23 protein-coding genes are annotated in these 21,653 nt (G+C 40.5%); 21 read left to right on the top strand and 2 right to left on the bottom strand.

What is annotated here, in order from left to right; genetic code table 11:
- Positions 1–116 precede the first annotated feature (116 nt).
- The gene (locus SK629_RS07765) at positions 117–665 is read right to left on the bottom strand and encodes an NADPH-dependent FMN reductase (protein WP_042901332.1); all 549 of its coding nucleotides are present in this window, start codon (positions 663–665) and stop codon (positions 117–119) included.
- A 391-nt stretch (positions 666–1,056) separates the two neighbouring features.
- Here SK629_RS07765 and SK629_RS07760 point away from each other — a divergent pair, with 391 nt between their 5' ends.
- From SK629_RS07760 to SK629_RS07680, 16 genes are all read left to right on the top strand, one after another.
- Positions 1,057–2,253 carry an MFS transporter gene (locus tag SK629_RS07760; protein ID WP_042901331.1) on the top strand — a complete coding sequence of 399 codons (1,197 nt, stop codon included), beginning with the start codon at positions 1,057–1,059 and terminating at the stop codon, positions 2,251–2,253.
- Between the two features lie 291 nt (positions 2,254–2,544).
- Complete coding sequence (locus tag SK629_RS07755) at positions 2,545–3,033, top strand: DUF5590 domain-containing protein (protein ID WP_042901330.1); 489 nt, start codon at positions 2,545–2,547, stop codon at positions 3,031–3,033.
- A complete protein-coding gene (locus SK629_RS07750) occupies positions 3,030–4,217 on the top strand; it encodes a pyridoxal phosphate-dependent aminotransferase (RefSeq protein WP_042901329.1) in 1,188 nt (395 codons plus the stop codon). The genes SK629_RS07755 and SK629_RS07750 overlap by 4 nt, the downstream gene beginning before the upstream one ends.
- The gene (locus tag SK629_RS12185) at positions 4,210–4,575 is read left to right on the top strand and encodes a VOC family protein (protein WP_042901328.1); all 366 of its coding nucleotides are present in this window, start codon (positions 4,210–4,212) and stop codon (positions 4,573–4,575) included. The genes SK629_RS07750 and SK629_RS12185 overlap by 8 nt, the downstream gene beginning before the upstream one ends.
- Positions 4,576–4,593: 18 nt before the next feature.
- Positions 4,594–5,937: an asparagine--tRNA ligase gene (asnS, locus tag SK629_RS07740; protein ID WP_000167160.1), complete on the top strand. Its 1,344-nt coding sequence runs from the start codon at positions 4,594–4,596 to the stop codon at positions 5,935–5,937.
- Between the two features lie 152 nt (positions 5,938–6,089).
- The gene (gene rpsF, locus SK629_RS07735) at positions 6,090–6,380 is read left to right on the top strand and encodes a 30S ribosomal protein S6 (RefSeq protein WP_042901327.1); all 291 of its coding nucleotides are present in this window, start codon (positions 6,090–6,092) and stop codon (positions 6,378–6,380) included.
- Between the two features lie 11 nt (positions 6,381–6,391).
- Positions 6,392–6,862, top strand: coding sequence for a single-stranded DNA-binding protein SsbA (ssbA, locus tag SK629_RS07730; RefSeq protein ID WP_042901326.1), 471 nt, complete (start codon positions 6,392–6,394; stop codon positions 6,860–6,862).
- 31 nt (positions 6,863–6,893) lie between these two features.
- Positions 6,894–7,133 (top strand): 30S ribosomal protein S18, encoded by a 240-nt coding sequence (gene rpsR, locus SK629_RS07725; RefSeq protein ID WP_000068664.1) that lies wholly within the window; start codon positions 6,894–6,896, stop codon positions 7,131–7,133.
- A gap of 352 nt (positions 7,134–7,485) precedes the next feature.
- Positions 7,486–8,886, top strand: coding sequence for a bifunctional Cof-type HAD-IIB family hydrolase/peptidylprolyl isomerase (locus SK629_RS07715; RefSeq protein WP_042901324.1), 1,401 nt, complete (start codon positions 7,486–7,488; stop codon positions 8,884–8,886).
- 1 nt (position 8,887) lies between these two features.
- Complete coding sequence (locus SK629_RS07710) at positions 8,888–9,250, top strand: S1 RNA-binding domain-containing protein (RefSeq protein ID WP_042901323.1); 363 nt, start codon at positions 8,888–8,890, stop codon at positions 9,248–9,250.
- A 52-nt stretch (positions 9,251–9,302) separates the two neighbouring features.
- Positions 9,303–10,052 (top strand): tRNA1(Val) (adenine(37)-N6)-methyltransferase, encoded by a 750-nt coding sequence (locus SK629_RS07705; protein ID WP_042901322.1) that lies wholly within the window; start codon positions 9,303–9,305, stop codon positions 10,050–10,052.
- Entirely contained in the window at positions 10,042–10,326 is a 285-nt protein-coding gene (locus tag SK629_RS07700; RefSeq protein WP_042901321.1) for a GIY-YIG nuclease family protein, read from the top strand. Before SK629_RS07705 ends, SK629_RS07700 begins: the two co-directional genes overlap by 11 nt.
- Before the next feature lie 236 nt (positions 10,327–10,562).
- A complete protein-coding gene (locus SK629_RS07695) occupies positions 10,563–11,498 on the top strand; it encodes a manganese-dependent inorganic pyrophosphatase (RefSeq protein WP_042901320.1) in 936 nt (311 codons plus the stop codon).
- An 86-nt stretch (positions 11,499–11,584) separates the two neighbouring features.
- Positions 11,585–12,097, top strand: a complete 513-nt coding sequence (locus tag SK629_RS07690; RefSeq protein WP_042901319.1) for a YiiX/YebB-like N1pC/P60 family cysteine hydrolase — start codon at positions 11,585–11,587, stop codon at positions 12,095–12,097.
- Positions 12,081–12,731: a DUF1803 domain-containing protein gene (locus tag SK629_RS07685; RefSeq protein WP_080710255.1), complete on the top strand. Its 651-nt coding sequence runs from the start codon at positions 12,081–12,083 to the stop codon at positions 12,729–12,731. Before SK629_RS07690 ends, SK629_RS07685 begins: the two co-directional genes overlap by 17 nt.
- A 98-nt stretch (positions 12,732–12,829) precedes the next feature.
- Complete coding sequence (locus tag SK629_RS07680) at positions 12,830–13,021, top strand: CsbD family protein (RefSeq protein ID WP_000051184.1); 192 nt, start codon at positions 12,830–12,832, stop codon at positions 13,019–13,021.
- Between the two features lie 47 nt (positions 13,022–13,068).
- On the opposite strand, the gene SK629_RS07675 is transcribed toward SK629_RS07680, so the two are convergent.
- A complete protein-coding gene (locus SK629_RS07675) occupies positions 13,069–14,514 on the bottom strand; it encodes a UDP-N-acetylmuramoyl-L-alanyl-D-glutamate--L-lysine ligase (RefSeq protein ID WP_042901318.1) in 1,446 nt (481 codons plus the stop codon).
- Positions 14,515–14,619: 105 nt separating this feature from the next.
- Between SK629_RS07675 and SK629_RS07670 the strand changes: the two genes are divergently transcribed.
- The 5 genes from SK629_RS07670 to SK629_RS07650 all read left to right on the top strand — a co-directional run bounded on the left by SK629_RS07670 (position 14,620) and on the right by SK629_RS07650 (position 21,601).
- Positions 14,620–16,245, top strand: a complete 1,626-nt coding sequence (locus SK629_RS07670; protein WP_042901317.1) for a putative polysaccharide biosynthesis protein — start codon at positions 14,620–14,622, stop codon at positions 16,243–16,245.
- 190 nt (positions 16,246–16,435) lie between these two features.
- Positions 16,436–18,394 carry a peptide ABC transporter substrate-binding protein gene (locus SK629_RS07665; protein ID WP_042901315.1) on the top strand — a complete coding sequence of 653 codons (1,959 nt, stop codon included), beginning with the start codon at positions 16,436–16,438 and terminating at the stop codon, positions 18,392–18,394.
- Positions 18,395–18,712: 318 nt separating this feature from the next.
- Entirely contained in the window at positions 18,713–19,168 is a 456-nt protein-coding gene (locus tag SK629_RS07660; RefSeq protein ID WP_042901314.1) for a hypothetical protein, read from the top strand.
- Between the two features lie 164 nt (positions 19,169–19,332).
- A complete protein-coding gene (locus SK629_RS07655; RefSeq protein ID WP_042901313.1) occupies positions 19,333–20,427 on the top strand; it encodes a cystathionine gamma-synthase in 1,095 nt (364 codons plus the stop codon).
- Positions 20,428–20,434: 7 nt separating this feature from the next.
- On the top strand, positions 20,435–21,601 hold the full coding sequence (locus SK629_RS07650) for a MalY/PatB family protein (RefSeq protein ID WP_042901312.1): 1,167 nt from the start codon (positions 20,435–20,437) through the stop codon (positions 21,599–21,601).
- Positions 21,602–21,653 lie beyond the last annotated feature (52 nt).

Here is a 21,653-nt window from a genome sequence, read left to right as displayed (position 1 = left end):
AACGCTCAAGGTTTTTTTGGATGGCTGATGTTTGTCTAAAAATCTTGATTGAGTCTAAAAATGCCACCCTATTAGGTGGCGATAATTGATTTAGACTTCTTAAAATTCTCTATTTTTTACTGAACTGCTGCGACCAAGTCTTGAGCTTGTTTTTCAAGTGAGTTTAGGACTGTTTCTTCAAGAACTAAATTGCCGTCTGTCCAAGCAGAGTCATTGACACGTGCAGCAGTGAAATCACCAACGACTTGTGTACGGATAAATGGCAAGAGGTCTTTATAGATAGCGAAGAGTTGATCGTGACCTGCATTGGCTACAGATGATACTGTGACAAACTTGTCTTGAAGAGCAGAAGCGCCACGTGTATCAGACAAGTCAAGGGCACGGGATAGCCAGTCAAGCAAGTTTTTTACTGTTCCAGGGATAGAGAAGTTGTAGACTGGGGAGAAGATCCAGATAGCATCTGCAGCGAGAACCGCTTCACGAGCAGCCGCTACAGCTGGATGTGTTGGAACTTCCAAATCTTGGCTAAAGAGAGGAAGGGCTGAATAATCAAGGTAGCTAACTTCCGCTTTACCAGCAAGTGCTTTCTCAGCTTCGAGGGCCATTTGGTGGTTGAAAGAACCTTGACGTAGTGATCCGATGATAAATAATACTTTTTTAGACATGATGTGTCTCCTTTTTCTTAAATTTCCGAGAATTCTCTCGTTGTTATAAAATATATTACAACAAAGCAAAAGAACTTGCAAGAAGTTTGCTCATAGTTTATTTGAAAATTATAAAATTGCTGAAACTCTAGTCATTTGTGACTGAAATGCATTTGATTTTCGAAGAGTATTCCTATATTCTCTTGTAATATGATGACATAAGTGCTAAAATAAACAAGAAAACTCGCAATAGAAACCGCAGAACAGCTATTTTCTGGTATCATTTCATAAACAATTAAAGGAACAATAATGGCATTGAAGAATGCTTCTAAAAGGGGTGGAGATCATGTAAGGAACAGATTAACAAGTGACGGACAAAAGAAATAATAATACACTTGTTAAAGGAGAAAAAATGTTAATAAGAAATTATCGGAAAAATATTGGCCTGATGGCCGGAGTTGAGTTTTTTGCATTTTTAGGGATTACCAGTTTTTGGATTCTCTTTCTCAGTCAAAATGGAATGTCTCTTTGGCAGATTGGCCTTCTGGAGAGTATTTTTCATACTACCAGTCTTCTCTGTGAAATTCCATCTGGTATGTTAGCTGACCGCTATTCCTATAAGACCAATCTTTATTTAAGTAGAATAGCAGGAATTGTGTCTTCTATTCTCATGTTGGCTGGGCAGGGAAATTTTTGGATTTATGCACTAGCTATGGCGGTAAGTGCCTTGTCTTATAATTTTGATTCAGGAACAAGCGCAGCAATGGTCTATGACTCGGCTGTAGAGGCTGGACTAAAGGAGCGTTATCTATCCATTTCAAGTTTCATATCAGGAGTGTCAGAAGGAACCCAGTCTTTGGGGACAGTGCTAGCAGGATTTTTTGTTCATGGTCAATTGCACCTGACCTACTATATCATGATTGCCACTTCTATCATAGTTCTTTTCCTGATCTGGATGCTGAAAGAACCTAGTGTCAAGGTAGAGAAAGCTGATAGTGTGACAATGAAACAGATTATTTGGACTGTTAAGGCTGAGTTGAAGAGAAATCCCATGCTCTTCAACTGGATGATTTTGTCTCAGATTGTCGGAGTACTCATGTGCATGTTTTATTTTTACTATCAAAATCAGCTACCAGATTTAAGTAGTTGGCAAATTTCAGCAGTTATGCTACTTGGTAGTCTCTTAAATATCGTTGCAGTCTATCTAGCGAGTAAGATTGGAAAGAAATATGCCGCCTTGAAGATTTTCCCTATTCTCGTCCTGCTGACTGGAGTTACCTACCTGCTGTCCTACTTTGGAACACCTCTAATCTATATTCTGATTTATTTGATTAGTAATGCTCTGCATGCTCTTTTTAAGCCGATTTTTGACAATGATTTGCAAGGGCGCCTTCCAAGTGAAGTAAGGGCAACCATGCTGAGTGTCTATTCTATGATGTTTAGCCTAAGTATGATTGTGTTCTTTCCGCTGACAGGCTGGTTGATTGACAATTTAGGCTTTGTAGTAGCATTTCTTTATCTAGGCTTCTTTTTAGTCATGATTAGCCTTCTACTGCCTATATTTTTAGGAAAAATGGCTAAAAGAATGGATGATAAAATGATTCCATAGATTAAAAGAATTTTTGAAAACTTGAGTGTCAAGCTCAGGTTTTTTAATAGGTTGATTTTGGAGCTGTCTTTACTTTTCTTGCTCGGTTTTAACTAAGAAAAATCGATTTACTTTGAAGGAAGAAATAGAATTGGTTGCTTATACTCAATGAAAATCAAAGAGCAAACTAGGAAGCTAGTCGCAGACAGTACTTGGGTACGGCAAGGCGAAGCTGACGTGGTTTGAAGAGATTTTCGAAGAGTATTCTTGCATTCACTTGTAATAAAGCCTAATAGATGGTAAAATAGACGAGTGAAAAAAAGACAAAACAAAGCAAAAAATAATCTACTGTGGCAGTATGGTCTAGGGATGACGATTTTGTTTGTGGTTATCAGTGCTTCCTTTCTGTATCTAGTGTTTCTGAGTATGAAACCTTATCAAACAGCTAAAAGTGAAGGAGAAAAATTAGCTCAGCAGTATGCAGGATTAGAGCAGGCTGATCAGGTTGACTTATACAATGGCTTGGAATCCTATTACAGCGTTCTTGGCCGTAATAAAAAACAAGAAGCACTTGCTGTCCTGATTGGTAAAGATGATCATAAGATTTACGTCTATCAGCTAAATCAGGGTATTTCACAAGAAAAAGCAGAAGCTGTTTCTAAGGAAAAAGGAGCTGGTGAGATTGACAAGATTACCTTTGGCCGTTATCAAGACAAGCCAATCTGGGAAGTTAAGTCAGGCTCTGATTTTTATCTAGTAGATTTTGAAACAGGAGCATTGGTCAATAAGGAGGGCCTATGAAACTATCCAACCGTGTTTTAGAAATGGAAGAAAGTGTTACTTTAGCTAGTGATGCGAGAGCAAAAAAATTAAAAGCTCAAGGTAAGGATGTCCTTTTCTTGACCTTGGGACAACCAGATTTTCACACTCCTGAAAATATTCAGGATGCAGCAGTTAAAGCTATTCGAGAAGGACAGGCTTCCTTCTATACAGTAGCTTCAGGCCTACCAGAATTAAAAGCTGCGGTGAATACCTACTTCGAGCGCTACTATGGCTATTCTGTCGCAAGTAACGAGGTTACCTTTGCTACCGGTGCTAAGTTCTCACTCTATACTTTCTTTATGGCTGTGGTCAATCCAGGTGATGAAGTTATCATCCCAACCCCATATTGGGTCAGCTATGGAGATCAGGTCAAGATGGCAGAAGGTGTGCCAGTCTTTGTTCCTGCTAAGGAAGACAATCACTTTAAGGTGACCGTAGAGCAGTTGGAAGCAGCTCGCACAGACAAAACCAAGGTTTTGGTGCTAAATTCGCCATCTAATCCGACTGGTATGATTTACACTCGCGAGGAACTCTTGGCTATAGGAAATTGGGCAGTTGAACATGACATTCTCATCCTAGCAGATGATATTTATGGTCGTTTGGTCTATAACGGGAATGAGTTCGTACCAATATCTAGTCTATCAGAAGCCATTCGCAAGCAAACCATTGTCATTAACGGTGTATCAAAAGCTTATGCCATGACAGGTTGGCGGGTAGGTTATGCAGTGGGTGATTCAGAAATCATTGCTGCTATGAGCAAATTGACAGGTCAAACAACTTCTAACCTAACTGCTGTTTCACAATATGCAACTATCGAAGCCCTAACTGGACCGCAAGATTCTGTGGAAGTTATGCGTCAAGCATTTGAAGAACGTCTCAATACCATCTATCCACTCTTGTGTGAAGTCCCTGGTTTTGAAGTTGTCAAACCACAAGGAGCTTTCTATCTCTTTCCAAATGTCAAAAAAGCTATGGAGATGAAAGGTTATAGCGATGTAACAGCATTTACGACGGCTATTCTTGAAGAAGTTGGTCTAGCCTTGATTACAGGAGCAGGATTCGGAGCACCAGAAAATGTGCGCCTCAGTTATGCGACAGACCTAGACACGCTTAAAGAAGCAGTTAAACGCTTGAAAGCATTTATGGGTAGTGAGAATGATTGATCATTTTGAAATTAAGGTAAAGGATTTACAAATTTCAGAAGGATTTTATAGGAGTTTTCTCGCTCCTTTGGGCTATAAATTGGCTTTTAAGACCACTTCTCTAATCAGTTTTCTTGCCCCAAACAGCCCTCATCCTGGTGGTGATTTTTGGCTGGCTCAGGGGAAGCAAAATCCTATTCACTTTGCTTTTTTAGCAGAAAATAAGGAAGAGGTTCAAGCTTGTTATGAGGCTGGTTTAGAGGCAGGTGGGCGAGACAATGGAGCTCCTGGTTATCGCAGTGAGCAACCGATTTACTACGCTACTTTTGTGATTGATCCAGATGGGAACAATATAGAAGTGGTTTGCCATAAAGAATAAAAAAGAAAAGGAAAAATAATGACAAAACGTGTAACGATTATTGATGTAAAAGACTATGTTGGTCAGGAAGTGACGATCGGCGCTTGGGTTGCCAACAAATCAGGAAAAGGGAAAATCGCCTTCTTGCAATTGCGTGATGGAACAGCCTTCTTCCAAGGTGTAGCCTTTAAACCAAACTTTGTCGAAAAATTTGGTGAAGAAGTGGGACTTGAGAAGTTTGATGTCATCAAACGCTTGAGCCAAGAAACGTCTGTTTATGTGACAGGTATTGTTAAAGAAGACGAACGTTCTAAATTTGGTTATGAGTTGGACATTACAGACATCGAAGTGATTGGTGAATCTCAAGACTACCCAATTACACCAAAAGAACACGGAACAGACTTCTTGATGGACAACCGTCACTTGTGGCTCCGTTCTCGTAAGCAAGTAGCGGTGATGCAAATCCGTAACGCTATCATCTACGCAACTTATGAGTTCTTTGACAAGAACGGCTTCATGAAGTTTGATAGCCCAATTCTTTCAGGAAATGCGGCAGAAGATTCAACAGAACTCTTTGAAACGGACTACTTCGGAACGCCAGCCTACTTGAGCCAATCAGGTCAGCTTTACCTAGAAGCAGGAGCTATGGCTCTTGGTCGTGTATTTGACTTTGGTCCAGTATTCCGTGCCGAAAAATCAAAAACGCGCCGTCACTTGACTGAGTTCTGGATGATGGACGCAGAGTACTCATACTTGACACACGATGAGTCACTCGACTTGCAAGAAGCTTATGTGAAAGCTCTTCTTCAAGGTGTTCTTGACCGTGCGCCTCAAGCCTTGGAAACCTTGGAACGTGATACAGAGCTCTTGAAACGCTACATTGCAGAGCCATTCAAACGCATCACTTACGATCAAGCTATTGACCTCTTGCAAGAGCATGAAAATGATGAAGACGCTGATTACGAGCATTTGGAACATGGAGATGACTTTGGTTCACCACATGAAACTTGGATCTCAAACCACTTTGGTGTGCCAACATTTGTCATGAACTATCCAGCAGCTATCAAGGCCTTCTACATGAAGCCAGTTCCTGGAAATCCAGAGCGCGTGCTTTGTGCAGATTTACTTGCTCCAGAAGGCTATGGAGAAATCATCGGTGGGTCAATGCGTGAGGAAGACTACGATGCCCTTGTAGCTAAGATGGACGAACTTGGCATGGATCGTACAGAGTATGAATTCTACCTTGACCTTCGTAAATACGGTACTGTACCACATGGTGGATTTGGTATCGGTATCGAACGTATGGTAACTTTTGCAGCAGGAACAAAACACATCCGTGAAGCTATCCCATTCCCACGTATGTTGCATCGTATCAAACCATAAGAACAGGAAAACGTCCATGTGGCGTTTTTTCGAATTCCAGAGTTTTTACTTGCGTAAAAAATTGTTTTCTAGTATAATAGTTTATTGTGAGCGAACCTCACTTACCCCTTGCAAAGTCTTGGGGTCATTAGACCAAAAGGAGGAACATATCAATGGCTAAATACGAAATTCTTTATATCATTCGTCCAAACATTGAAGAAGAAGCTAAAAACGCTTTGGTAGCACGTTTTGACTCTATTTTGACTGACAACGGTGCAACTATTGTTGAATCAAAAACTTGGGAAAAACGTCGTCTTGCATACGAAATCCAAGATTTCCGTGAAGGACTTTACCACATCGTTAACGTTGAAGCAAACGACGACGCAGCTCTTAAAGAGTTTGACCGTCTTTCAAAAATCAACGCTGACATTCTTCGTCACATGATCGTCAAAACTGACGCGTAAGAAGGTAAACTATGATTAACAATGTTGTACTTGTAGGGCGTATGACACGTGACGCTGAGTTGCGTTATACCCCATCAAATGTAGCAGTTGCGACTTTTACTCTTGCAGTAAACCGTACATTTAAGAGTCAAAATGGCGAACGTGAGGCTGATTTTATCAATGTCGTTATGTGGCGCCAACAGGCTGAAAACCTTGCTAACTGGGCTAAAAAAGGCTCACTTATCGGGGTGACTGGTCGTATCCAGACTCGTAGTTACGATAACCAGCAAGGACAACGTGTCTACGTGACAGAGGTCGTGGCTGAGAATTTCCAAATGTTGGAAAGCCGTAGTGTGCGTGAGAGTCACACAGGTGGAGCTTACTCTGCACCAACTGCAAACTATTCAGCACCTACAAATTCAGTACCAGACTTTTCACGTGATGAAAATCCATTTGGAGCAACAAATCCATTGGATATTTCAGATGATGATTTACCATTCTAATGGACAACTAAAATTATAAAGGAGAAAAAACATGGCTCAACAACGTCGTGGCGGATTCAAACGCCGTAAAAAAGTTGATTACATCGCAGCAAACAAAATTGAATATGTTGATTACAAAGATACTGAGCTTCTTAGCCGTTTCGTTTCAGAACGTGGGAAAATCCTTCCTCGTCGTGTAACTGGAACTTCAGCTAAAAACCAACGTAAAGTAACAACAGCTATCAAACGCGCTCGCGTAATGGCTTTGATGCCTTTCGTAAACGAAGATTAAAGAAAAGACCCTGACGGGTCTTTTTTTTCACGAGCCTTGAAATGGGAGAGCGAGTTGGGTCTGGTGGCTCTCTTTTTCGTGAGTTTGAAAACAAGAGAACACATTAAGAGCATGATGGAGCTTTTTCATAAACATGTTTCTTTTCTCATAAAAGGACTTATACTCAATGAAAATCAAAGAGCAAACTAGGAAACTAGCCGCAGGCTGTACTTGAGTACGGTAAGGCGACGTTGACGTGGTTTGAATTTGATTTTCGAAGAGTATTACAATAAAAACTGGAAACTTTTTGAACATAGGGGATTTGCCTACTTTATGGTATAATGGAAAGAGTTAGATTGAAAGAGGTAGTGAGATGGATGCGAAATTAAGATACAAGGCAAAGAAAATCAAGATTGTCTTTTTTGATATTGATGATACCTTGAGGAATTCAAAGACAGGTTTTATTCCAGCTTCAATCCCAACTGTTTTTAAGCAATTACGTGAGAAAGGAATTTTGACAGGTATTGCTTCTGGACGAGGGATTTTTGGTGTCGTTCCGGAGATTCGTGAGCTCAAACCTGACTTTTTTGTAACCTTAAATGGGGCTTATATCGAAGATAAAAAAGGTCAGGTTATTTATCAACATCAGATTGAGAAGTCAGATGTTGAGGAGTATATCTCCTGGGCCAAGCAAGAGGGAATTGAGTATGGTTTGGTTGGGAGTCATGATGCCAAGTTGTCAACTCGCACCGATATGATTAGTGAGGCTATCAATCCAATTTACCCCGATTTGGATGTGGATCCAGATTTCCATGAAAAAGAAGACATCTATCAGATGTGGACTTTTGAAGATAAGGGGGATGATTTACGTTTGCCTGATAGTCTCTCAGACAAACTTCGCATGGTTCGTTGGCATGAGCATTCGTCTGACATTGTGCCGATTTCAGGCTCCAAAGCGACAGGTGTGGAACAGGTTGTGGAACACCTAGGCTTGAAACCAGAGAACGTCATGGTCTTTGGAGATGGGCTCAACGACTTGGAACTCTTTGATTATGCTGGAATCAGCGTCGCAATGGGAATTTCTCATGAAAAAATCAAAGAAAAAGCAGATTATATAACAAAAACACTAGAAGAAGATGGCATTTTTGATGCCTTAGAAGGATTTGGTATGGTAGAAAAAGAATTGCATTTCCCACAAGTAGACATTGAAACAGTAGAAGGTCCTCTTGCGACTATTAAGACCAATCACGGAGACTTGCGTATTAAGCTCTTCCCTGAACATGCTCCTAAAACTGTGGCTAACTTTGTTGCACTTTCAAAAGATGGCTACTATGATGGTGTCATTTTCCACCGTATTATCAAGGATTTTATGATTCAAGGTGGAGACCCAACTGGAACTGGTATGGGTGGCGAGTCAATCTACGGCGAATCTTTTGAGGACGAGTTCTCAGAAGAACTTTACAATATCCGTGGTGCCCTTTCCATGGCCAATGCTGGTCCAAATACCAACGGCAGCCAGTTCTTTATCGTGCAAAATCAACATTTGCCATATTCTAAGAAAGAAATTGCTCGTGGTGGTTGGCCAGAACCGATTGCGGAAATCTATGCTAACCAAGGTGGGACACCTCACCTAGACCGCCGTCACACTGTTTTTGGTCAGCTAGCTGATGAAGCTTCTTACGCTGTCTTGGATGAAATTGCTGCTGTTGAAACAGGAGCTATGGACAAGCCAGTTGAAGATGTTGTGATTGAAACTATTGAAATTGAGGACTAAGATGAAAATCGGTGATAAGCTAAAGGGGCGTATTACAGGGATTCAGCCCTACGGTGCCTTTGTTGAGCTAGAGACGGGTGATACGGGGCTGATTCACATTTCAGAGATTCGGACAGGATTTATTGAAAATATTCATGAAGCCTTGAAAGTCGATGAAGAGGTTCTGGTTCAGGTAGTGGATTTAGATGAATTTACAGGGAAAGCCAGTCTTTCTATCCGTACTTTGGAGGAAGAAAAGCACCAGTTTCCTAGACGGAGACGTTTTTCAAGCGACCGCTTTAACTATGGCTTTGCGCCTCTCAAACGAATGATGCCAATTTGGACCAAGGAAGCCCTTCAACATTTGAAGAATCAGAAGCACTAGTTAGAAAACTATATCTTTTGTAATATTAATATAAATTTGCTATAATAGGATCATGGAAGAAGAACAATTATTAAAATCAGGAGAGCGCATTAACCAGCTCTTTTCGACAGATATTAAAATCATTCAAAATAGAGAGGTTTTTAGCTATTCGGTGGATAGTGTTCTCTTGTCACGCTTTCCACGTTTTCCTAAGAAGGGATTGATTGTGGATTTCTGTGCTGGGAATGGAGCAGTGGGGCTATTTGCTAGCACTCGTACTCAGGCACAGATTTTGGCTGTTGAGATTCAGGAGCGTTTGGCGGATATGGCTGAACGCTCTGTCCGTTTAAATGGATTAGAGGAGCAAATGCAGGTCATCTGTGATGATTTGAAAAATATGCCTGCTTACATTCAGGGAAGTAAGGTGGATATGATTTTGTGTAATCCGCCCTATTTCAAGGTGGATCCTCATTCCAACCTGAACGAGAGTGAACATTACCTCTTGGCGCGCCACGAAATCACGACCAATTTGCAGGAAATCTGTCGTAGTGCTCAGAGTATTCTCAAGTCCAATGGGCGTTTGGCCATGGTTCATAGACCTGATCGACTCTTGGATATCTTGGACATGTTGCAACGGCATAATCTAGCTCCTAAGCGCCTGCAGTTTGTTTATCCAAAGCGGGAAAAGGAAGCCAATATGCTCTTGATTGAAGCTATCAAGGATGGCTCGACAAGTGGCTTTAAGGTCTTGCCACCTCTCATTGTGCACAATGATGATGGTTCTTATACGCCCGAACTCGAAGAGATTTATTATGGATCATAAGGCTTATATGTACGTGCTGGAGTGTCGTGATGGATCTTACTATACAGGCTATACGACTGATGTGAGAAGACGCCTCGCTGTCCATAATAGTGGGAAGGGAGCCAAATACACACGAGCACGCTTGCCAGTCAAACTTATCTATGCTCAAGGTTTTGCTAGTAAGGAAGAAGCCATGTCGGCAGAAGCCCTGCTCAAGCGTAAGAAGAGACCGCAGAAGGAAAGATTTTTATCTGAAAATCAAGATAGAAATTTACTCATACTCGATGAAAATTAAAGAGCAAACTAGGAAGCTAGCCGTAGGTTGCTCAAAGCACTGCTTTGAGGTTGTAGATAAGACTGACGAAGTCAGTCATATACATAATCCAAGGCGAAGCTGACGTGGTTTGAAGAGATTTTCGAAGAGTATCAGTTATTTTGAAGAGTAGTGGGGAGCCCTTTGACTCCTCTTACTTTTGTCAAAAAGCGAAAAAAATGCTACAATAAAGAGAATAAACAAAATGAGGTATTATCATGTCTAAGATTCTAGTATTTGGTCACCAAAATCCAGACTCAGATGCCATCGGGTCATCTGTAGCCTTTGCCTACCTTGCAAAAGAAGCTTATGGTTTGGATACGGAAGCTGTTGCCCTTGGAACTCCAAATGAAGAAACAGCCTTTGTCTTGAACTATTTTGGTGTGGAAGCACCGCGTGTTATCACTTCTGCTAAAGCAGAAGGTGCAGAGCAAGTTATCTTGACTGACCACAATGAATTCCAACAATCTGTATCAGATATCGCTGAAGTAGAAGTTTATGGTGTTGTAGACCACCACCGTGTAGCTAACTTTGAAACTGCAAGCCCACTTTACATGCGTTTGGAACCAGTTGGGTCAGCTTCTTCAATCGTTTACCGTATGTTCAAAGAACATGATGTAGCTGTTCCTAAAGAGATTGCTGGTTTGATGCTTTCAGGTTTGATTTCAGATACTCTTCTTTTGAAATCACCAACAACACATCCAACAGATAAAGTCATTGCTCCAGAATTGGCTGAATTGGCTGGTGTCAACTTGGAAGAATATGGCTTGGCTATGCTGAAAGCTGGTACAAACTTGGCTAGCAAATCTGCTGAAGAATTGATTGACATCGATGCTAAGACATTTGAATTGAACGGAAATAATGTCCGTGTTGCCCAAGTAAACACAGTTGACATCGCTGAAGTTTTGGAACGCCAAGCAGAAATTGAAGCTGCAATGCAGGCTGCTAACACAGCAAATGGTTACTCTGACTTTGTCTTGATGATTACAGATATCGTCAACTCAAACTCAGAAATCCTAGCACTTGGTGCTAACATGGACAAGGTCGAAGCAGCCTTCAACTTCAAACTTGAAAACAACCATGCTTTCCTTGCTGGTGCTGTTTCACGTAAGAAACAAGTGGTACCTCAATTGACTGAAAGTTTTAATGCCTAAGATTTTGGGTGTCAGTTCAAAATAGGAAAGTTTAGTTTGAATTATATCGAAAGGAGTTTCGGCTCCTTTTTTTCTAGGAGTGAAGCATGTTAGAAAATGGCGATTTGATTTTTGTGACAGATGAATCAGATATGGGACAGGCCATCCAGACTTCCACAGGCAACTATAACCATGTTGCGATTTGTTTGGATGGGATGATTTACCATGCTAGTGGAAAATTTGGTGTGGTCTGTCAAGAACCAGCAGACTTCTTTGAGTTCAATCACTTGTACGACCTCTATGTTTACCCAGAAATGGATATCCAATCTGTAAAGGAAAGAGCTTGTAGACATCTGGGAGCTCCTTATAATGCTTCTTTCTATCCAGATGGCGCTGGTTTTTACTGTTCCCAGTATATGGCAGAAATTCTCCCGATTTTTGAAACCATTCCCATGAAATTTGGAGATGGGGAGCAGGAGATTAGTGATTTTTGGAGAGAGTATTATAGAGAACTAGGTTTGCCTGTGCCTCTGAACAAGCCGGGGACCAATCCCAGTCAATTGGCAGCCTCTCCTCTGTTAGAATGTAAAGAAAGGAATCTTCATGATTCAGATTTTTAATCCATCTCGTTTGACGAGACAGCCATTTTTTGAAGAATTGATCCGCTATCTGGACCAGCATGAGGATGTGATTCTACGGGAAATTAAGGCTCAATTTCCAGATATAGCAGTTGATAAACTCATGGAAGAGTTTATAAAGGCAGGCTTGATTCGTCGGGAAAATAAGCGTTATTACCTTAATCTTCCTATGCTTGAATCACTTGATAGTCTCGAACTGGATCAAGAGATTTTTGTCAGCGAAACTAGTTCGGTCTATCAAGCCTTGTTGGAGCAGCGTTTTGAGACGGAATTGCGCAATCAAACCAATGCAGCTATTTTAGTTGAAAAGACAGATTTTGCGAGATCAAAAATGACCCTGTCCAATTATTTCTACAAGGTCAAACAGCAGTATCCTTTGACAGAAAAACAGCAGGAGCTCTATGCCATTTTGGGAGATGTTAATCCTGAGTATGCCCTCAAGTATATGACGACTTTTTTGCTAAAATTTCTCAAAAAAGACCAACTGATGCAGAAACGTCGTGATATCTTTGTGGACAGTTTGGTCGTCCTAGGCTATATTATTCAAAATGAAGATGGAAAGTACCAGTTAATAGCTGAATTTGACAAGGAAAGTCTGAGTTTTTATTTAGCATAGTATTCTGTTCTGAGCAGTTTATTTGACTAGATGACATAATAAGTATATACTTAAAACAACGATAACACTTATCGGAATAAACTAAAGGAGACAATCATATGTCACTTGAAAACAAATTGGAACAAGCAACAGGCGCTATCAAAGAAGGATTTGGTAAAGTTACTGGGGATAGCAAGACTGAAGCAGAAGGAGCTGTAGAAAAGACAGTTGCTAAGGCAAAAGAAGTAGTTGAAGATGCTAAAGGTGCTGTAGAAGGTGCCGTTGAAGGTTTGAAAAACGCTTTTAAATAAAGGATAGAAAAAATCAAGGGTTGCATTTCCCTTGATTTTTTTCTATCTTATAAATAATTTTCTGCGACGGCTGCATCTCCTGGGTAGGGTTCTTTCTTGCCTTGGACGATTTGGTAGCAATCGGCTCCCTTACCAGCAATAATGACAGCATCTAATTTTTGATTTGTGATAGCCATAGCTGCCTTGATGGCTTCTTGGCGATCCGCAATTTTTTCAACAGGATGATTGATGTAGCTGCTAATTTCATCCGCAATGGCCATTGGATTTTCATAGTTGGGGTCATCAGCAGTCAGAAAGACTTGAATCTCAGGGTGTTGATTGAGGAGGAGGCCAAAGTCCTTACGACGGCTTTCTCCCTTGTTTCCTGTCGAACCAAGAACCAGTGCAATTTTTCCAGTTTGATGAGTTTCAACCACATTGATGAGTTTTTTTAGACTGTCCCCATTGTGGGCATAGTCAATGAAGACCTTGGCTCCGTTTTTCTGAGTGAGGACTTCCATACGACCAGGAACTCGGGTTGCAGCGATTCCTTTTTTGATGTCCTCAAGACTTGCTCCCAGACGGAGACAGGCAAGTCCAGCAGCGACTGCATTTTCTTGGTTGAAGTGGCCAATCAGTTGAATATCATAATCACCAGCGAGTTTACCTGTAGCTGAAAATCTAAAGGCTTTAGAATTCTCGATTTGGTTACTTGACTGGCTACCATAGAAATCATGGTCTTGATCTTCCACCTGTTCTTTCAAGACTGAAAAGTGGTCCATGTCACTGTTAATGATGACTGCTCGGCTATTTTCCATCAAGAGACGTTTGTGGTAGAAATAGTCTTCAAAGCTAGGGTGTTCAATAGGGCCGATATGATCTGGAGTGATGTTAAGAAAGACTCCTACATCAAAGGTCAGACCATAGACTCGATGGACTAGATAGGCTTGACTAGAGACTTCCATTACGAGATGGGTTCTTCCATTCTTAACAGCTTGAGCCATCATGTCAAAGAGGTCGATATTTTCAGGTGTTGAGAATGAAGATTTAAAGAAAGTCTTGCCATCCAAAGTCGTATTCATGGTCGATAAGAGGGCGGTTGGGTAGCGTTGAGATAGGATATTGTAAGCAAAGTAAGCTGCTGTTGTCTTACCCTTGGTTCCTGTGAAGGCGAGAATTTTGAGTTTCTCTTGTGGATTACCATAGAATTCCATAGCAATCAAACTCATGGCTTTCTTTATATCGTTCACAATGATGACAGGGATACCGACTTCGTAGTCCTTTTCAGCTACATACCAAGCTAAGCCTTGTGTTATAGCAGAAAGAAGGTATTCTTTTTTAAAGGCAGCGCCTTTTGCAAAAAAAAGAGTGTCTTCTTTTACTTTTCGGCTATCGTAGCTGATGCTATCAAAAACAACTTCTCTGTAGTTGTAGTGGTAATGTCCTTGGTCGATAATCTCGCGGAAGAGACTATCTTTCTTTAATATATCTAATACGGTTTCAATCTTAATCATACTTTCTATTGTAAACCGAAAGTCGTAAATTTACAAGTAACAAGGAAAAGTTTATAATGGAAGATGAGGAATTTTTCCTAGTGATTAAAATAAAATGAGGAATCTATGTCGCACGAAAACAATCACCAGCAGGCCCAGATGTTACGGGGGACTGCTTGGCTAACGGCTAGTAACTTTATCAGTCGCCTACTCGGGGCCATTTATATTATCCCTTGGTATATCTGGATGGGGTCTTATGCGGCTACAGCCAATGGTCTCTTTACAATGGGCTACAATATCTATGCTTGGTTCTTGCTGGTTTCAACAGCAGGGATTCCAGTTGCGGTGGCCAAGCAAGTTGCCAAGTACAATACCATGCGAGAAGAAGAGCATAGCTTTGCCCTGATTCGGAGCTTTTTAGGCTTTATGACGGGACTAGGTCTGATTTTTGCACTAATCTTGTATGTCTTTGCTCCTTGGCTAGCAGACTTATCTGGCGTGGGCAAAGACTTGATCCCAATCATGCATAGTTTGGCTTGGGCGGTCTTGATTTTCCCATCTATGAGTGTCATTCGAGGCTTCTTCCAAGGAATGAATAACCTGAAACCTTATGCCATGAGCCAAATCGCTGAGCAGGTCATTCGTGTTATCTGGATGCTCCTAGCTACCTTTATCATTATGAAGCTCGGTTCAGGAGATTATCTAGCAGCGGTTACCCAATCCACCTTTGCTGCCTTTGTCGGTATGGTAGCCAGTTTTGCAGTCTTGATCTATTTCCTTGCCAAAGAAGGATTACTTAAAAGAGTCCTTGAAACAGGAGATAAGATAAACAGCAAGCGTCTCTTGGTCGACACCATTAAGGAAGCCATTCCTTTTATCCTGACAGGGTCTGCCATCCAGCTTTTCCAGATTCTGGACCAGATGACTTTTATCAATAGTATGAGTTGGTTTACCAATTATAGTAATGAAGACTTGGTTGTCATGTTTTCTTATTTCTCTGCCAATCCTAATAAAATCACGATGATTTTGATTTCTGTTGGGGTCTCGATTGGGAGTGTAGGCTTGCCACTTTTGACTGAAAACTATGTTAAGGGGGACTTGAAGGCGGCTTCTCGTCTAGTTCAGGATAGCATTACCATGCTTTTCCTATTCCTGCTTCCAGCAACGGTTGGAGTGGTCATGGTAGGAGAACCTCTCTATACTGTCTTCTATGGCAAGCCAGATAGTTTGGCTATGGGCTTGTTTGTATTTGCAGTTTTGCAGTCTACTATTTTAGGCTTGTACATGGTCTTGTCTCCAATGCTTCAAGCCATGTTCCGCAACCGCAAGGCAGTTCTCTATTTTATCTATGGTTCCATTGCCAAGCTGATTTTGCAACTTCCAACCATTGCTCTTTTCCACAGTTACGGGCCTTTGATTTCAACAACCATCGGTCTCATTATTCCTAATGTCTTGATGTATCGGGATATTTGTAAGGTAACAGGTGTTAAGCGCAAGGTGATTTTAAAGCGAACCATTTTAATCAGTTTGTTAACACTTGTTATGTTCATCGGTGTAGGTGCCATCCAGTGGATTTTAGGATTTGTCTTCCAACCAAGTGGACGTTTGTGGAGTTTCCTTTATGTAGCTCTTGTCGGTGCCATGGGAGGAGGAGTTTATGGATCCTTGAGTCTTCGCACTCGCTTATTGGACAAGGTGATTGGACAAGCTCAAGCAGATCGCCTGCGAGCAAAATTAAGAATTTCTCAATAATTTTTTATAAATAAAAGGGATAATTTGAACATTTCTATCATGAAATGTTTGAATTATTCTCTTTTTTATTATTTTGTAGAATAATTTCTATAGTTTGTAGATGGAATGATTAATTTTTTAAAAAAGTTATTGACTAAATAAAATCCGAGTTGTATAATAAGACAAATATTTAAATCAGGAGGTTCTGGAGATGAAAAAGTCTAAAGCCAAGTATGCAACACTTGCAGGTGTCGTTTTAAGTGCAGGTATTTTGTTAAGTGCCTGTGGAAATTCTAACACAGCGTCAAAAACATATAACTATGTTTATACTAGTGATCCATCTAGTTTGAACTATCTAGCAGAAAACCGTGCAACAACTAATGATATTGTGACCAATCTGGTAGATGGTCTCATGGAAAATGACCAATATGGGAACTATGTCCCATCTTTGGCAGAGGATTGGAGTGTTTCTCAAGACGGTTTGACCTATACCTACAAACTGCGTAAAGATGCTAAATGGTATACTGCAGATGGAGATGAATATGCTCCTGTAACTGCCCAAGATTTTGTCACTGGTTTGAAATATGCGGCTGATAAAAAATCAGAAGCCTTGTACTTAGTGCAAGAATCCGTTGCTGGTTTAGATGATTATATCACTGGTAAAACAAGCGACTTTTCAACTGTCGGAGTCAAGGCACTTGATGACCAAACAGTTCAATATACCTTGACACGACCAGAACCTTACTGGAACTCAAAAACAACCTCAACCATTCTCTTCCCAGTCAATGCAGATTTCTTGAAATCAAAAGGAGATGATTTTGGCAAGGTAGATCCATCTAGCATTTTGTACAATGGACCTTTCTTGATGAAATCCTTTGTTTCAAAATCAGTTATCGAATTCAAGAAAAATCCTAGCTACTGGGATGCTAAAAATGTCTTTGTAGATGATGTGAAATTGGCTTATTATGATGGTAGTGATCAAGATGCACTGGCTCGTAACTTTGTCGAGGGGGCATACAGTTATGCTCGTCTCTATCCAAACAGTTCAAGTTTTGAAGGGATTAAAGAGAAGAATAAGGATAATATCATTTATAGCTTGCAAGATGCTACTTCTTACTTCTTAAACTTCAACTTGGATAGAAAATCTTATAAATTTACTTCTAAGACAAGTGATGCTGAGAAGAAATCGACTCAAGAAGCAGTTCTCAATAAAAACTTCCGTCAAGCCATTAACTTTGCCTATGATCGTACAGCCTACGGGGCTCAATCTCAGGGAGAAGAGGGTGCAACTAAGATTTTGCGTAACTTGGTTGTTCCTCCAAACTTCGTAAGTATCAACGGAAAAGACTTTGGTGAAATAGTAGCCTCTAAGATGGTCAATTATGGTAAAGAATGGCAAGGAATCAACTTTGCGGATGCTCAGGATCCATATTACAATGCTGATAAAGCTAAAGCCAAATTTGCAGAAGCTAAGAAAGAACTCCAAGCTAAAGGAGTTCAATTCCCTATCCACCTGGACATGACAGTTGACCAAGCTGCTAAAAAGAATGTCCAAGAGGCAAATTCTATGAAGCAATCTATTGAAGCAGCCTTAGGTGCAGAAAATGTTGTAATTGATATTCAACAACTTTCTACTGAAGATTATGAGAATACAAGCTATTTGGCTCAAACAGCAGCTCAGAAGGACTATGATCTTTACAATGGTGGTTGGAGTGCAGACTATCAAGATCCTTCAACCTATCTTGATATCTTTAATGTCAAGAGCGGTGGAACGCTACGAGACTTAGGCCTAGAGCCTGGGGAAGCTAATGACAAGGCCAAGGCTGTTGGACTAGATATTTATACTCAAATGTTGGAAGAAGCTAATAAGGAACAAGATCTTGCGAAACGCTATGAAAAGTATGCTGAGATCCAAGCTTGGTTGGTAGATAGCTCTCTAGCGATTCCAAATATTTCTAAGGGTGGAACACCAACATTGAGAAAAACAGTTCCTTTCTCTTCACCATATTCACTAGCTGGTAATAAAGGTATCGAATCATATAAATACCTCAAAGTACAAGATAAAACAGTCACAAAAGACGAATTTGAAAAAGCTAAAGAAAAATGGCTGAAAGAAAAAGAAGAATCCAATAAAAAAGCCCAAGAAGAATTGGCAAAACATGTCAAATAAGGATTTTTCAATAAAAACGATGGTTTCAAGGAAACTGTCGTTTTTCGTTTTTTAATAGAATGATGGCAAATTTGGAAGGAAAAATATTACATTTTTTATTTGTTTATTAGATTTATGATATAATGAATATAACAAAAATTGTGAGAAGCTATTTTCGAAGGTCTTTCATAGCTAATTGATGATGTATATATTAAATTAATTTTATAGGAGGGATACTGTCTACTGAAAAAGTAAGATAAAACGCAACAAATGATAAGTTCTTCTTTTATGTGAAGTGTACTTATCTGTCTATTTACTAATCGTTATGGAGGTAAGATTATGGGCGCTATTATGGAGTTTGCAACAGAAAAACAGATTGAATCATTTCTTTCAACTTGCCACATTGAAGGGCAAAGGAATTTTCTGATGGCTTTTAAGAAAAAGATATGGTTGAAATCTTTTATTGATTTTTTCATTATAGGAGGTAGTTACTATGTTCAGTCGAGTGTGAAGCCTAAGCTTATAGCATTCACACCTAAGGGGATTTACTTGATGGATATCAGTGATGTAACTGAAAATCGCTCTAATCAAGTCCTTGAGATGCCTTGGAATCAAGTTCAAGATTTTACTTATAAGACAGTCTTGAATACAGTTAGGTTGAACTGGAACTATCAAAATGAAGCCTATATTTTTTCCGTGGATGTCGGTCAGATTAGTCAGCATGTAGGTCAGTATCAATTTAACAAAGACCATTATGACTATTTAGCCCAACAGGATTTTTTTCGTTCACAGTAAACCCTAGCAATCATTTTCACAAAAGAATCTGGAGTGTTTTCTGGATTCTTTTTAGCTTTACTCGATAAGTGTATAGTTTGAAACTATAACTAGCTCTTGAAAAGAAGAAAATGAGTTGATGAAAATAAGTGGTACAATAGTTACTATAGATTTGGAGGAATTGTATGAGCAAGGAATTACACATTAACACAATTTTGGCCCAGGCGGGTATTAAGTCAGATGAAGCGACAGGAGCCTTGGTGACACCGCTTCATTTTTCAACGACCTATCAGCATCCAGAGTTTGGTCGATCTACTGGATTTGACTATACACGTACCAAAAACCCAACTCGTAGTAAGGCGGAAGAAGTCTTGGCGGCTATTGAGTCAGCAGACTATGCCCTAGCGACTAGCTCAGGGATGTCAGCAATTGTACTGGCCTTTAGCGTCTTTCCAGTAGGAAGTAAGGTTTTGGCAGTGCGTGACCTTTACGGCGGTTCTTTCCGCTGGTTCAACCAAGTGGAGCAGGAAGGTCGTTTCCATTTTACCTATGCCAATACAGAAGGAGAGTTGATTGCCGAGTTAGACAAGGACGTGGATGTCCTCTATATCGAAACACCAACCAATCCCTTGATGTTGGAATTTGACATCGAAAAACTAGCAAAATTGGCTCATGCTAAGGGTGCCAAAGTGGTAGTGGACAATACCTTCTACAGCCCGATTTACCAACGTCCGATTGAAGATGGAGCCGATATCGTCCTTCATTCAGCAACCAAGTATCTAGCAGGTCACAATGATGTCTTGGCTGGAGTGGTTGTGACCAATAGTTTAGAACTATACGAGAAACTTTTCTACAATCTCAATACGACAGGGGCAGTCTTGTCGCCGTTTGATAGCTACCAGTTGATTCGTGGTCTCAAGACCTTGTCTCTTCGTATGGAGCGCTCAACTGCCAATGCCCAAGAAGTGGTTGCCTTTTTGAAGGATTCTCCAGCAGTCAAGGAAGTTCTCTACACTGGTCGTGGAGGTATGATTTCCTTCAAAGTAGCAGATGAAACACGCATTCCTCATATTTTGAACAGTCTTAAGGTCTTCTCTTTTGCGGAAAGTTTAGGTGGGGTGGAAAGTCTTATCACCTATCCAACAACGCAAACCCACGCTGATATTCCAGCAGAAGTGCGCCATTCTTATGGTTTGACAGACGATCTCTTGCGCTTGTCAATTGGGATTGAGGATGCTAGAGATTTGATTGCAGATTTGCGCCAAGCCTTGGAAGGATAAGACAAAGATGGGAAAATATGATTTTACAAGTCTGCCCAATCGTTTAGGGCACCATACCTACAAATGGAAAGAGGCGGAAACGGATAGTGAAGTCCTACCAGCTTGGATAGCAGACATGGATTTTGTTGTTTTGCCTGAAATCCGTCAAGCCGTGCAAACTTACGCTGATCAACTGGTCTATGGCTATACTTATGCTAGTGAAGAGTTAATTAAGGAAGTTCAAAAGTGGGAAGCTACACAACATGGTTACCACTTTGACAAAGAGGCTCTTGTCTTTATCGAGGGTGTGGTGCCGGCCATCTCAACAGCTATTCAAGCCTTTACAAAAGAAGGCGAGGCTGTTTTGATTAACACGCCTGTCTATCCACCTTTTGCTCGCAGTGTCAAGTTGAATAATCGTAGATTGATTACCAATTCTTTGGTGGAAAAGGATGGTCTGTTTGAAATTGACTTTGACCAACTTGAGAAGGATTTGGTGGAAGAGGATGTCAAACTTTATATTCTTTGTAACCCTCATAATCCTGGTGGGCGTGTTTGGGAAAAAGAAGTCTTGGAGAAGATTGGTTTACTCTGCCAAAAACACGGTATTTTCTTGGTTTCGGACGAGATTCACCAAGATTTGGCCCTCTTTGGTCACAAACACCAGTCTTTCAATACCATTAATCCTGCCTTTAAAGAATTTGCGATTGTCTTGAGCAGTGCCACTAAAACTTTTAACATCGCTGGGACAAAAAATTCCTATGCAGTTATTGAAAATCCTAAGTTGCGAGTGGCATACCAGAAACGCCAGTTGGCTAATAATCAGCATGAAATTTCAGGTTTGGGTTATTTGGCGACAGAAGCTGCCTATCGATATGGGAAGGATTGGCTAGAGGAACTCAAACAAGTCTTTGAAGACCACATTAATTATGTGGTGGATTTATTTGGAAAAGAAACCAACATCAAGGTCATGAAACCGCAAGGGACCTACTTGATTTGGCTTGATTTTTCAGCTTATGATCTGACTGATGAAAGATTGCAAGAGCTGTTGAGAAATGAAGCTAAGGTTGTCCTCAACCGTGGTTTGGATTTTGGAGAGGAAGGAAGTCTCCATGCCCGCCTCAATGTAGCCATGCCTAACTCTCTGTTGCAAGAAGTTTGTCAGCGTATCGTTACCACTTTTTCCAAACTTTAAAAATCCAGCTTTCTAGGAGAAAAGTTTTCCTAGAAGGCTATTTTCATAGGTG

Source organism: Streptococcus mitis (assembly GCF_000722695.1).
Classification (GTDB): domain Bacteria; phylum Bacillota; class Bacilli; order Lactobacillales; family Streptococcaceae; genus Streptococcus; species Streptococcus mitis_O.
This window is presented reverse-complemented; position numbering and strand designations above follow the sequence as displayed.